1 protein-coding gene is annotated in these 14,989 nt (G+C 74.1%); it reads left to right on the top strand.

Annotated elements, in window-relative coordinates:
• Nucleotides 1-2 precede the first annotated feature (2 nt).
• Nucleotides 3-14,989 (top strand): type I polyketide synthase (locus ACSNOH_RS14265; RefSeq protein WP_436721672.1); only part of this gene is annotated, 14,987 nt, incomplete at its 3' end.

Here is a 14,989-nt window from a genome sequence, read left to right as displayed (position 1 = left end):
ATATGGTCGAGTCCGGGCTCAACGGAACGGGGAATCGGGCCGGTTCGGCTTCGGCGGCTCCGGTGGCCTCAGCGGCGGCGGCCCCGGCGGAAACGGCCGACGGCATCGCCGTCATCGGCCTGGCGTGCCGGCTGCCGGGAGCCGCCGGCCCGGCCGCCTTCTGGCAGCTGCTCAGCGAGGGCGGGGACGCGATCACCGACGTCCCCGCGGACCGCTGGGACGGGGCCGCCGTGGCCGACGCGGACCCCTCCGCGCCGGGCCGGACCGACATCCGCCGGGGAGGGTTCCTCGACCGCATCGGCCACTTCGACGCCGGGTTCTTCGGGCTCTCCCCCAAGGAGGCCGCGGCCATGGACCCGCAGCAGCGGCTCGTGCTGGAGCTGGCCTGGGAAGCGCTGGAGGACGCGCACGTGCCCGCCGGGGCGCTGCGCTCCACCAGGACCGGCGTCTTCGTCGGCGCCATCTGGGACGACTACGCGACCCTGCACCACCGCTCCGGGCTCACGGCCATCTCCCCGCACACCGTCACCGGCCTGCACCGCAGCATCATCGCCAACCGGGTCTCGTACTTCCTCGGCCTCAACGGCCCCAGCCTGACCGTGGACTCCGGCCAGTCCTCCTCCCTGGTCTCCGTCCACCTCGCCTGCGAGAGCCTCCGCAAGGGCGAATCGACGATCGCCCTCGCGGGCGGCGTCAACCTCAACATCGTCCCCGAGAGCACCCTGGGCGCGGCCAAGTTCGGCGGCCTGTCCCCGGACGGCCGCTGCTTCACCTTCGACGCCCGCGCGAACGGCTACGTCCGCGGCGAGGGCGGCGGCATCGTCGTCCTCAAGCCGCTGGCCAAGGCCGTCGAGGACGGCGACCCCGTCTACTGCGTGATCCGCGGCAGCGCGGTCAACAACGACGGCGGCGGCGACGGGCTGACCGTGCCCCTGCAGTCCGGGCAGGAACAGGTGCTCCGCCTCGCCTACGAACGGGCCGGCGTCGACCCCGCCCACGTCGGCTACGTCGAGCTGCACGGCACCGGCACCAAGGTCGGCGACCCCATCGAGGCGGCCGCGCTCGGCGCGGTCCTCGGCACGGGGCGCGAACCCGGCAGGCCGCTGCGCGTCGGCTCGGCCAAGACGAACGTCGGCCACCTGGAGGGCGCCGCCGGCATCACCGGCCTGCTCAAGGCCGCCCTGTCGCTCAGCCGGCGCGAACTGCCCGCCAGCCTCAACTTCGAGACGCCGAACCCGGCGATCCCGCTCGACCGGCTGAACCTGCGGGTGCAGACCGAGCACACCGCGTGGGAAAGCGAGGACGACCGCCCGCTGCTCGCCGGCGTCAGCTCGTTCGGCATGGGCGGCACCAACTGCCACATCGTGCTCGCGGAACACCGCGCGGATGCGGTTGCGGACGCGGCCCGGGGGGCGGCGGATGCGGATGCGGCCAAGGAGTCGGCGCACACGGATGCGGACGGCGAGGCGGTGGACGCGGCTACGGAGCCGGGGGCGGCCACAGTCCCGGTTCTCTGGCCGCTGTCCGCCAAGACCGCCTCCGGGCTGCGCGCCCAGGCCGCCGCCCTGCTCGCACACGCCGAGGCACACCCCGGTCCCGCCCTGGCCGACACCGGCTGGTCGCTGGCCACCGGCCGCACCGCCTTCGAGCACCGGGCCGTCGTCGTGGGCGAGAGCCGCGACGACTTCCTGCGCGCCCTGCGCGAACTGTCCACCGGCGGCATCGACGCCGCACTGACCACGGGCCGCACCGGCCCGCGCGGCAAGCTCGCCTTCCTCTTCTCGGGCCAGGGCAGCCAGCGGGCCGGAATGGGCCGCGAACTCGCCGCGGCCTTCCCGGTCTTCGCCGCCGCCCTGGATGAGGTGTGCGCGCACCTCGACCCGCAGCTGCCGCGGCCGCTGCGCGACATCATGTTCGCTGCCGAAGGCACCGAGGAGGCGGCCGAGCTCGACCGGACCCTCTACACGCAGACCTCGCTGTTCGCCGTCGAGGTCGCCCTGTTCCGGCTGCTGGAGAGCTGGGGCATCACTCCCGGCGTGCTGATGGGCCACTCCATCGGCGAACTCGCCGCCGCCCACGTGGCCGGTGTCCTCTCGCTCGCCGACGCCTGCACGCTCGTCGCCGCGCGCGGCCGCCTCATGCAGGAGCTGCCCGCCGGTGGCGCCATGATCGCCGTCCAGGCGACGGAGGACGAGGTCCGCGCCCGCATCACCGACCGCACCGACCGTACCGACTGCACCGGCCGCGTGAGCATCGCCGCGCTCAACGGACCGGACTCCGTGGTCCTCTCCGGCGACGAGGACATCGTCACCGAGCTCGCCGGCGACTTCACCGCCCTGGGCCGCAAGACCAGCCGGCTGCGGGTCAGCCACGCCTTCCATTCCCCCCACATGGAACCCATGCTGGAGGAGTTCCGGCGTGTGGCCGAGGGCCTGACCTTCCATGCCCCGCGCATCCCGATCGTCTCCAACGTGACGGGCCGGTTGTCCGAGGACCCCTCGGCATACGAAGGGCGCACGGCCGCGTACTGGGTCCGCCACGTGCGCGACGCGGTCCGCTTCGCCGACGGCGTCGCCCGCCTCGGCGAGCACGGCGTCCGCACGTACCTGGAGCTCGGCCCCGGCGGTGTGCTGACCTCCATGGCCCGCACCGGCCTCGCGGGAGCCGAAGGCGACGCCCTGTTCGTCCCCGCCTTGCGCGCCCGCCGCCCCGAGGCGCAGGCCCTGCTCACAGCGGTCGCCTCCCTGCACGTGGGCGGCCTGGATCCCGACTGGACCGCCCTGTTCGGCGGGCCGGGCGCGCGTCGCAAGGTCGCGCTCCCCACCTACGCGTTCGAGCGGCAGCGGTACTGGCTGGACGGCGACACCGCGTCCCCCCTCGTCCCCGCCGCCTGGGGCCCCGCCCTCACGCAGCAGAACGAGCTCCCGCAGCAGGACGAGACCACCGCCGCGACGGGGAACGCCCCCGGCGGCGCCCTGGCCCAGCGGCTCGCCGGCCTGCCCGAGGCCGAACGCGACGAGGCCGTCCTCGACCTCGTCCGCACACACATCGCCGCCGTCCTGGGCCACGCCGAAGCCCGCCGGGTCGAGACCGAGTGGACGTTCAAGGACCTCGGCTTCGACTCGCTCAGCTCGGTGGAACTCCGCAACCAGCTCAGCGAGGCCACCGGACTGCGCCTGCCCAGCGGACTGCTGTTCGACCACCCGACCCCTGCCGCGCTCGCCCGCCACCTCGGCGCGCAGACCGCGGGCGCGGGCACGGCGGTCACCGATGCCGAGGCAGCGGCGGCCGACCCCGACGAGCCCATCGCCATCGTGGCCATGAGCTGCCGCCTGCCCGGCGGGGTGCACTCCCCGGAGGACCTGTGGCGCCTGGTCGCCTCCGGCGGCGACGCCGTCTCCGGATTCCCGGCCGACCGCGGCTGGGACGTCGAAGCGCTCTACGACCCGGAGCCCGGAAGGCCCGGCAAGTCCTCGACGCGGCACGGCGGCTTCCTGCACGACGCGGCCGAGTTCGACGCCGGCTTCTTCGGCATCAGCCCCCGCGAGGCCGCCGCGATCGACCCGCAGCAGCGGCTCGTCCTGGAGACCGCGTGGGAGGCCTTCGAGCGGGCCGGCATCGACCCGGCCACGGTCCGCGGGAGCCGGGCCGGTGTGTTCATCGGCGCGACCGCACAGGACTACGGCCCCCGGCTGCACGAGCCGGTCGACGGCATCGAGGGCTACCTGCTGACCGGCACGACGACCAGCGTCGCCTCGGGCCGCGTGGCCTACTCGTTCGGCCTCGAAGGGCCGGCGGTCACGGTCGACACGGCGTGCTCGTCGTCGCTGGTCGCCCTGCACCTGGCCATCCAGTCGCTGCGGAGCGGCGAGTGCACGATGGCCCTGGCCGGCGGCGTCACCGTGATGTCCACGCCCGGCATGTTCGTGGAGTTCAGCCGGCAGCGCGGCCTGTCGCCCGACGGACGGTGCAAGGCGTTCGCCGCCGGCGCGGACGGTACGGGCTGGGCCGAGGGCGTCGGCATGCTGCTGGTGGAGCGGCTCAGCGACGCCGAGCGCAACGGCCACCAGGTGCTGGCGGTGGTGCGGGGCAGCGCGGTGAACCAGGACGGCGCGTCCAACGGCCTCACGGCACCGAACGGCCCCTCGCAGCAGCGGGTCATCCGCCAGGCCCTCGCGAACGCGGGCCTGTCCCCGGACCAGGTCGACGCGGTGGAGGCGCACGGCACGGGCACGCGGCTCGGCGACCCGATCGAGGCGGAGGCCCTGATCGCCGCCTACGGCCGCGGGCGGGACGGCGACCGGCCGCTGTGGCTCGGCTCGCTGAAGTCGAACATCGGCCACACCCAGGCCGCGGCGGGCGTGGCCGGTGTGATCAAGATGGTCATGGCGATGCGGCACGGTGTGCTGCCGCAGACCCTGCACGTGGACGAGCCGACCCCGCACGTCGACTGGTCGGCGAGCGGCGTACGCCTGCTGAGCGAGGCCGTGGAATGGCCCGCGGACGATGCGCCGCGCCGGGCAGCGGTCTCCTCGTTCGGCATCAGCGGCACGAACGCGCACGTGATCGTGGAGCAGGCGCCTATTGCGGCCGCGGAGGAGCCCGCGGATGCGGGTTCGGACGCGGTGGTGCCGTGGGTGCTGTCGGCAAAGAGCGAGGCGGCGCTGCGGGAGCAGGCGGAGCGGCTGTTGTCGTTCGTGGACGCCGAGGGCGTCGGGGTCCGGCCGAGGGATGTGGGGTTCTCGCTGGCGACGTCACGTGCGGTGCTGGAGTGCCGCGCGGTGGTCGTGGGAGAGGAGCTCGCCGAGTTGCGGCGGGGACTGGAGGCGGTTGCTTCCGGTGCTGCGCCGGTGGGTGGTGCTGCCGGGGGCAAGGTGGGGTTCTTGTTCTCGGGGCAGGGGTCGCAGCGGATCGGGATGGGGCGCGAGCTGTACGCCGCCTATCCGGTGTTCGCCGCGGCGTACGACGAGGTGTGTGCGTACCTCGACGCTCCCCTTGACGTCGACTCCGAGGAGCTGAACCAGACCGGGTGCACGCAGCCCGCCCTCTTCGCGGTCGAGGTGGCGTTGTTCCGGCTCCTCGCATCGTGGGGAATCCGACCTGACTACCTGGCGGGCCACTCGGTGGGCGAGATCGCGGCCGCGCACGTTGCGGGTGTGCTGTCGCTTGAGGATGCGGCGAAGCTGGTGTCGGCGCGGGCTGCGCTGATGCAGGCGCTGCCGAGCGGTGGTGCGATGGTCGCCGTCCAGGCGACCGAGGAGGAAGTCCTCCCGCACCTGACAGGCCAGGTCGGCATTGCGGCGATCAACGGCCCGCAGTCTGTGGTGATTTCCGGCGCCGAGGACGAGGTCACCGCGATCGCCGAGGTGTTCGCCGGCCAGGGCCGGAAGACCTCGCGCCTGAAGGTCAGCCACGCCTTCCACTCGCCGCTCATGGATCCGATGCTGGAGGAGTTCGCACAGGTCGTCCGCGGGCTGACCTTCAACGCCCCGCAGATCCCGGTCGTTTCCAACCTCACCGGCGAGCTCGCCGAGCCGTACACCGCCGAGTACTGGGTCCGCCACGTCCGCGAGGCAGTCCGCTTCGCCGACGGCGTCCGCACCCTCCACGACCTCGGCGTGACGACCTTCGTCGAGCTCGGCCCCGGCGGCGTGCTGAGCGCCCTCGCCCAGGGCTGCCTCGACGGCGACGGCGACAGCAACATCGTCACCGTCCCCGCCCTGCGCGCCGACCGCCCCGAGCCGTACGCCATTGTCGCCGCCGTCGGACAGCTCCACACCCACGGCGTCTCCCCGGACTGGCACGCCTTCTTCCCCGGTGCCCGGCGCGTCGACCTGCCGACGTACGCCTTCCAGCGCGACCGCTACTGGCTCGACGCGCCCCAGGCGGCGGCCGTCGGCGCCCCGGAGGCCTTGGACGCCGAGTTCTGGGACTCCGTCGAGAGCGAGGACCCCGCGTCTCTCGGTGCGCTCCTGGGGCTGGAGCCCGCGGAGCTGGACGTGGTCGCGCCCAGGCTGTCCGCCTGGCGCCGGCAGCGGCGCGAGCAGTCCGCCGCCGACGGCTGGCGTTACCGGATCACCTGGCAGCCGCTCGGTGACGCCGGTGGTTCCGTTCCGCCGGGAACCTGGCTCTACGCGGCTTCCGAAGAGACCGCATGGACCGAGGCGATCCGCGTCGGGCTCACGGAACTCGGCGTCGAGCTCGTACCGTTCGCCGTGGACGAGGACACCGACCGTGACACGCTGGCCCGGGCCCTGGCCGATGCCGGGCACGAGCAGGCATCCGGCGTCGTCTTCGCCGCCGCCGGGGGCGAGGCGGGGGCAGGCGCCCTCCAGCAGCTCGTTCTACTCGTCCAGGCCCTCGGCGACGCCGGGATCGAGGCCCCGCTGTGGTGCCTGACCAGCGGCGCCGTGTCGACCGGCCCGGCGGACCCGCTGACCGACCCCGCCGCCGCCCAGCTCTGGGGCCTGGGCAGGGTCGTCGCCCTGGAGCAGCCGCAGCGCTGGGGCGGGCTCGTCGACCTGCCCGCCGCTCCCGACTCCCGGTCGCTGCAGCGACTGGCCGGCCTGCTGGCGGGCTCCGACGAGGACCAGCTCGCCGTGCGCGCCTCCGGCGTGTCCGGCCGCCGTCTCGTCCGCGCGCCGCAGAGCGCTGCCCCGGCGGACGAGCCGTGGGCGCCGCGCGGCACCGTGCTCGTGACCGGTGGTACGGGTGCGCTCGGCGGGCACGTGGCCCGCTGGCTCGCCGCCGCCGGTGCCGAACACCTGCTGCTGACCAGCCGCCGGGGCCCCGGCGCCCCGGGCGCCGCGGAACTCGCGGCGGAACTGGAGGGGCTGGGCGCCCGCGTCACCGTCGCCCCGTGCGACGCGGCCGACCGTGACGCGCTGGCCGAACTGTTCGACCAGCACACCGTGAACGCCGTGGTGCACACCGCGGGCGTACTGGACGACGGCCTGGTCGAATCGCTCACGCCCGAGCGCCTGCACCACGTGCTGCGCCCCAAGGTGGACGCCGCCCTCCACCTGCACGAGCTCACCCGGGACCGCCGGGACCTCGACGCCTTCGTTCTCTTCTCCTCGATGACCGGGGTCTGGGGCAACGGCGGCCAGGGCGCCTACGGTGCCGCGAACGCCTTCCTCGACGCCCTCGCCGAGCACCGCCGCGCGCAGGGCCTGCCCGCGCTGGCCGTCGCCTGGGGATCCTGGGCGGACGGGGGCATGGCCGACGGCGCCGCCGGTGACCACCTGCGGCGGCGCGGCGTCCGGGCGATCGCGGCCCTTCCCGCGATCGCCGTGCTGCACGGCGCGCTGACCCATGGCGAGACCGCCGTGACCGTCGCGGACGTGGACTGGGAGCGCTTCGTCCCGGCATTCGCCGGCACCCGCCCCTGCCTCCTGCTGCACGGCGTGCCCGAGGCCCGCAAGGCCCTCGAAGCACGCGCCCAGGCCGCGCAGAGCGCCGCGGTGCCCGCGTCCGCCCTCGTCCAGCGTCTCCTCGGCGGCACGCCGGGGGAGCAGGACCGCATCCTGCTGGACCTGGTCCGCGAGCAGGCTGCCACGGTGCTCGGCCACACCGGCAAGGGCGCGTTCGAAGCCGGCCGGACGTTCCGCGAGACCGGCTTCGACTCGCTCACCGCCGTCGAACTGCGCCACAGGCTCACCACGGCCACCGGCCTCAAGCTGCCCACCACCCTGGTCTTCGACCACCCGACCCCCACCGCCCTCGCCCGTCACCTGCGCGAGGAACTCCTCGGCGGGCACGGGCCGGAGACGGACGCCGCACGCACGACTGCTGCCACCGCCACCGACGAGCCCCTCGCTATCGTCAGCATGAGCTGCCGCTTCCCGGGCGGCGTCCAGTCGCCGGAAGACCTGTGGGAGCTGCTCAGCTCCGGCCGCGACGCCGTGACCGGCTTCCCCACCGACCGCGGCTGGGACATCGGCTCGCTCTACGACCCCGACCCCGACCGGCCCGGCAGGACGTACGCGCGCGAGGGCGGCTTCATCCAGGGCGCCGACCGCTTCGACGCCGGCCTCTTCGGGATCTCGCCGCGCGAGGCGCTGGCGATGGACCCGCAGCAGCGGCTGCTGCTGGAAACCGCCTGGGAGGCCTTCGAGCGCGCCGGCATCGCCCCCGCGTCCGTCCGCTCCAGCCGCACCGGCGTCTTCATCGGCACCAACGGCCAGGACTACGCCAACGGGCTGCGCAACGCACCCGAGGAGATCGAGGGCTACGCACTGACCGGTAAGGCGGCCTCGGTCGTCTCCGGCCGCATCTCGTACACGTTCGGCCTGGAGGGCCCTGCGGTCACGGTCGACACGGCCTGCTCGTCGTCGCTCGTGGCCCTCCACCTCGCCGCGCAGGCCCTGCGGAGCGGCGAATGCTCGATGGCCCTGGTCGGCGGCGTCACCGTCATGACCACGCCCGACCTGTTCGTGGAGTTCAGCCGCCAGCGCGGCCTGTCGCCCGACGGCCGCTGCAAGGCGTTCGCGGCCGGAGCGGACGGCACGGGCTGGGGCGAGGGCGTCGGCCTGCTGCTGGTCGAGCGGCTGTCGGACGCCCGCCGGAACGGGCACAAGGTGCTGGCGGTGGTCCGCGGCTCGGCCGTCAACCAGGACGGCGCGTCCAACGGCCTGACCGCCCCCAACGGCCCCTCCCAGCAGCGCGTCATCCGCCAGGCCCTGGCGTCCGCCGGCCTCACCCCGGCCGACGTCGACGCCGTCGAGGCCCACGGCACCGGCACCAAGCTGGGCGACCCGATCGAGGCGCAGGCACTGCTGGCGACGTACGGCCAGGAGCACTCCGGCGACCGTCCGGTGTGGCTGGGCTCGGTCAAGTCGAACATCGGCCACACGCAGGCCGCCGCGGGTGTCGCCGGCGTGATGAAGATGGTGCTGGCGATGCAGCACGGAGTGCTGCCGCAGACCCTGCACGTGGACGAGCCGACGGCACACGTGGACTGGTCGGCGGGCGCGGTGCGGCTGCTGACGGAAGCGGTGGAGTGGCCCGCGGGGGACCTGCCGCGCCGGGCAGCGGTGTCGTCCTTCGGCATCGGCGGCACCAACGCCCACACGATCATCGAGGAGGCGCCCGCCGCGACCGCGGCCGGACCGGCTGTCCAACACCGCCCCGTGCCCGTGCCGTGGGTGCTGTCGGCGAAGAACGAGGCGGCGCTGCGGGCCCAGGCGGAACGCCTGCTGGCCTTCGCGACCGACGACGTCCCGCCGGTCGACGCGGGATTCTCCGCAGCTACGACGCGATCGGCACTGGAGCACCGTGCCGCGGTGGTCGGCACCGACCCGGCCGAACTGCGGGCGGGACTTGAGGCCCTCGCGGCAGGTGAACCGGCGGCCAACGTCGTAGCCGGGCGCGCCCGCTCGGCGGACAAGACCGGGTTCCTGTTCTCGGGTCAGGGGTCACAGCGGATCGGGATGGGGCGTGAGTTGTACGCCGCGTATCCGGTGTTTGCTGCGGCGTATGACGAGGTGTGTGCGCTGCTGGATGCGCCGGTGGATGTGGATGCGGAGACGCTGCACGAAACCGGGTGCACGCAGCCTGCGTTGTTCGCGGTCGAGGTGGCGTTGTTCCGGCTGCTGGAGTCGTGGGGTGTGCGGCCGGATTACGTGGCCGGTCACTCGGTGGGTGAGATTGCTGCTGCTCATGTGGCGGGAGTGCTGTCGCTTGAGGATGCGGCGAAGTTGCTGTCCGCCCGTGCCGCGCTGATGCAGGCGCTGCCGAGCGGTGGTGCGATGGTCGCTGTCCAGGCGACCGAGGAGGAAGTCCTTCCGCACCTGACCGAGCAGGTCGGCATTGCGGCGATCAACGGGCCCCGGTCTGTGGTGGTCTCCGGCGCGGAGGACGCGGCCGTTGCGATTGCCGAGGTGTTCGCCGGTCAGGGCCGGAAGACCTCGCGTCTGAAGGTGAGTCACGCCTTCCATTCGCCGTTGATGGATCCGATGCTGGAGGAGTTCGCGCAGGCCGTGCGCGGGCTGACCTTCAACGAGCCGCGGATCCCTGTGGTCTCCACCCTCACGGGTGAGCTCGCCGAGCCGTACACCCCCGAGTACTGGGTCCGCCACGTCCGTGAAGCGGTCCGCTTCGCCGACGGCGTCCGCACCCTGCACGAGCTGGGCGTGAGGACGTTCGTGGAGATCGGCCCCGGCGGCGTCCTGAGCGCCCTCGCCCAGGGCTGCCTCGCCGACGACGGCGACAGCAACATCGTCACCGTCCCCGCCCTCCGCACCGACCGCCCGGAACCGCAGGCGATCACCACCGCGTACGCCCAACTGCACGTCAACGGCGTCGAAGTGGACTGGCACGCCTTCTTCCCCGGCGCCCGGCGTATCGACCTGCCGACGTACGCCTTCCAGCGCGAGCGCTACTGGCTCGACGCCCCCGCCTCCGCCGGTGACATGCGCGCGGTTGGGCAGGGCGAGGCCGGTCACCCGCTGCTCGGCGCCGCCGTGCCGCTGGCCGACGGCGACGGGCACCTGCTCACCGGCCGGCTCTCGGCGCACACGCACCCGTGGCTGCTGGATCACGCCGTCAACGGCGTTGCGATCCTGCCGGGCACCGCGTTCGTCGAGCTGGCTGTCGCTTCTGCCGACGCCGTCGGCTGCGACCTCCTGGAAGAGCTGACGCTGGAAACCCCGCTTCTCGTGCCCGAGCGCGGCGGCGTCGCCCTGCAGGTGCGCGTCGGCGCCGACGACGGTTCGGGCCGCAGGCCGCTCACCGTGCACTCGCGGACCGACGACGGGGACGGGTACCCCCACGAGGACGAGGCGGCGCGGACGTGGGTCCGGCACGCCTCCGGCTGGCTGGCCGTGGCCACGGGAGCACCGGCGGACGGCTCGCTCGCCGCGTGGCCACCCGCGGGCGCGGAACCGCTCGATGTCGACGGGTTCTACGACCGGCTCGCCGGCATGGCCCTTGACTACGGCCCCGTCTTCCAGGGGCTGCGTGCCGCCTGGCGGAGCGGGGACGACTTCTTCGCCGAGGTGGAACTGCCCGGCGCGGAGGCGACGGACGCCGGTGCGTACGGTCTGCACCCCGCGCTGTTCGACGCCGCCCTGCACACCGTCTGGCTGGGGGCCGTGGAGCCCGAGGCAGGGACGGGCAACGGGCTGCTGCCCTTCGCCTGGAGCGGCGTGCGCCTGGCGGCCACCGGGGCGTCCGGCCTGCGGGTGAAGGTCTCGCGCGCCGGCGCCGGCACCTCCACGGTGTCGCTGGTGCTGGCCGACGGCACCGGTGAGCCGGTCGCACACATCGACGCGCTCACTCTGCGCCCGGTCCCCGCCGACCAGTTGCGCGCCGGTTCCGGCAGCGACGACGCGGTCTTCGGCCTGGAGTGGACGCCGGTCAGCCTGCCGTCCGCGCCGGACGGCATGAGGATCGAGACGTACGAGAACCTCGCTGCTCTGCAGGCTGCGGACCTGCCGCCGGACGCCGGTGCCGCCGACGCCGTGGTCGTGCCGTGCCCGGCCGGTGCCGACGCGGACCCGGCCGTCCGGGTCCGTGAGGTCACCCATGCCGTGCTGGAGCTGCTCCAGTGGTGGCTGGCCGAGGAACGCCCCGCGCGCCTGGTGCTGGTGATGCGTGCGGACGACCTCGCGCAGTCCGCGGTCCGCGGGCTGGTGCGCTCGGCGCAGAGCGAGAACCCCGACCGCATCGTGCTGATCGAGACGGGCGCCGAGACGGGCGCCGAGACGGGCGCCAAGACGGACGCCAAAACGGACGCCGAGACGGACGCACAGACGGACGCCGAAGCGGACGCACAGACGGACGCCGAGGCCGACGCCGGTCTCGCCCGGCTGCTGCCCGCCCTGATCGCCTCCGGCGAGCCGCAGGCTCAGGTGCGCGCCGGCGAGGTCCGTGTGCCGCGGCTGGTCCGCGTCGCCGCGCCGGACACGGGGACGGAGCTGCCCGGCCTCGGTTCCGGCACGGTCCTGCTGACCGGCGCGTCGGGCGGGCTGGGCGGTCTGTTCGCCCGGCACCTCGTCGCCGAGCACGGCGTCCGCAGCCTGCTGCTCGTCAGCCGCCGCGGCGGCGACGCCCCCGGCGCGGCCGAGCTCGCCGCCGACCTGACCGCCCAGGGCGCCGAGGTCACCTGGGCAGCCTGTGACGTGGCCGACCGCGACGCAGTCCGCGAACTCGTGGCCGGACTCCCGGCCGGGCAGGGCCTGTCCGCGATCATCCACACGGCAGGCGTCCTGGACGACGGCATCATCGGCTCGCTGACCCCCGAGCGGCTGGACGCCGTCTTCCGCCCCAAGGTGGACGCGGCGCTGAACCTGCACGACCTGGCCGGCGAGCTCTCCGGCGATCTGGCCGCGTTCGTGCTCTTCTCCTCGGTGGCCGGCACCCTCGGCACGCCGGGACAGGGCAACTACGCCGCCGCCAACACCTTCCTCGACGCCCTCGCCGAACACCGCCGCGCCCGGGGCCTGCCCGCCACGTCGCTGGCCTGGGGCCTGTGGGCGCAGGACAGCGAGAGCGCCATGACCGGCAGCCTCGACCACACCGACCTCACGCGCATCAAGCGCATGGGCCTCGCCGCGATCCCGCCGGCGGACGGCCTGCGGATGTTCGACGCCGCCCTGGCCACCGGGCGGGCGGCAGTCGCCCCGGTCCGGCTCGACACGTCCGCCTTCCGCGACGGACAGGGCCGGCCCGTTCCGGCGGTCCTGCGCGGACTGGTCCGGGTCGCGCCCGTGCGGCGCGCGGCGCAGCAGGCCGCCCCGAAGGGTTCGCTGGGGCAGCGGCTGGCCGGGCTGCCGGAGGCCGAGCGCGAGCAGGCGGTACTGGACCTGGTGCGTACCGAGGTCGCTGCCGTCCTCGGGCACGCCGGCGCACAGGCGGTCGGCGCGGACGACTCGTTCAAGGACATCGGGTTCGACTCGCTGACCGCCGTCGAGCTCCGCAACCGGCTCAACGCGGCCGTCGGCATGCGCCTGCCCGCCACTCTGATCTTCGACTACCCGAACCCGCTCGCCCTCGCCCGCTTCCTCACCGCCGAAGCCGCGGGCTCCGGCGAGGCGGCGGCCGCGGCCGCGTCGGCGGCCGTCTCCACCGCCTCCACGGTCACCGGCCCGGCGGACGAGCCGATCGCGATCGTGGGCATGGCCTGCCGCTACCCCGGTGGCGTCGAGTCCCCCGAGGACCTGTGGCAGCTCGTGTTCTCCGGCCGCGACGCCGTGTCGGGCTTCCCCGAGGACCGCGGCTGGGACGTGGAGAAGCTCTACGACCCCGACCCCGATCAGTGGGGCACCAGCTACACCCGCGAGGGAGGCTTCCTCCACGACGCGGCCGAGTTCGACGCCGAGTTCTTCGGGATCTCGCCGCGCGAGGCGCTGGCGATGGACCCGCAGCAGCGGCTGCTGCTGGAGACGTCGTGGGAGGCGTTCGAACGGGCCGGCATCGACCCCGCCTCGGTGCGGGGCAGCAAGACCGGTGTCTTCGCGGGCGTCATGTACCACGACTACGGCGGACGCGTGCACACCTCACCGGCCGGCCTTGAGGGCTACCTCGTCAACGGCAGCGCGGGCAGCGTCGCTTCGGGGCGCGTGTCGTACACGTTCGGTCTGGAGGGCCCCGCGGTCACGGTCGACACGGCGTGCTCGTCGTCCCTGGTGGCGCTGCACCTGGCCACCCAGGCGCTGCGGAGCGGCGAGTGCTCGATGGCTCTCGTCGGCGGCGTCACGGTGATGGCCAGCCCGTCGGTGTTCGTGGAGTTCAGCCGGCAGCGGGGTCTGTCGGCGGACGGCCGGTGCAAGGCCTTCGGCGCCGGTGCGGACGGTACGGGGTGGGCCGAGGGCGCGGGCATGCTGCTCGTGGAGCGGCTGTCCGATGCCCGGCGCAACGGGCATCAGGTGCTGGCGGTGGTGCGTGGCACTGCGGTGAACCAGGACGGTGCGTCGAACGGCCTGACCGCCCCGAACGGCCCCGCGCAGCAGCGGGTGATCCGCCAGGCCCTCGCGAACGCCGGTGTGTCCTCGGACCAGGTCGACGCGGTGGAGGCGCACGGTACGGGTACGAAGCTGGGTGACCCGATCGAGGCGCAGGCGCTGCTGGCGACATACGGCCAGGAGCGTGCCGAGGACCGGCCGCTGTGGCTGGGGTCGCTGAAGTCGAACATCGGCCATGCGCAGGCGGCTGCCGGTGTCGGTGGTGTGATCAAGATGGTGATGGCGATGCGGCACGGTGTGCTGCCGCGGACCCTGCACGTGGACGAGCCGAGCCCGCACGTGGACTGGTCGGCGGGCGACGTACGGCTGCTGACCGAAGCTGTCGAGTGGCCTGAGAACGACCGGCCGCGGCGGGCAGGCGTGTCCTCGTTCGGTGTGAGCGGCACGAACGCGCACGTGATCGTGGAGCAGGCGCCTGCCACGGCCGAGCAGCCCCCCGCCGACGGGACGGCTCCGGCGGTGCCGTGGGTGCTGTCGGCGAAGAGCGACGCGGCGCTGCGGGACCAGGCGAGCCGGCTGCTGTCCCTCCTGGACGACGAGCCCGCCGGGCTGCGTCCGCAGGACGTGGCGTTCTCGCTGGCGACGTCGCGTGCGCTGCTGGAGCGCCGCGCGGTGGCCGTGGGCGCGGAGCTCGGCGAGTTCCGCCGGGGACTGGAGGCGATCGCTTCCGGTGCCGCTCCGGTGGGCGGAGCCGTCCGGGGCAAGGCCGGGTTCCTGTTCTCCGGGCAGGGTTCGCAGCGGATCGGCATGGGCCGTGAGCTGTACGAGGCCTACCCGGTGTTCGCGGCCGCGTACGACGAGGTGTGCGCGCTGCTGGACGCTCCGGTGGACGTGGATGCGGAGACGCTTCACCAGACGGGGGCGACGCAGCCTGCGTTGTTCGCTGTCGAGGTGGCGTTGTTCCGGCTGCTGGAGTCGTGGGGTGTGCGGCCGGATTACGTGGCCGGGCACTCCATCGGTGAGATCGCGGCCGCTCATGTGGCGGGTGTGCTGACGCTCGGCGACGCGGCGAAGCTGGTGTCCGC

The organism is Streptomyces sp. URMC 127 (genome assembly GCF_051386535.1).
In the GTDB taxonomy this organism is placed as follows: domain Bacteria; phylum Actinomycetota; class Actinomycetes; order Streptomycetales; family Streptomycetaceae; genus Streptomyces.
This window is presented reverse-complemented; position numbering and strand designations above follow the sequence as displayed.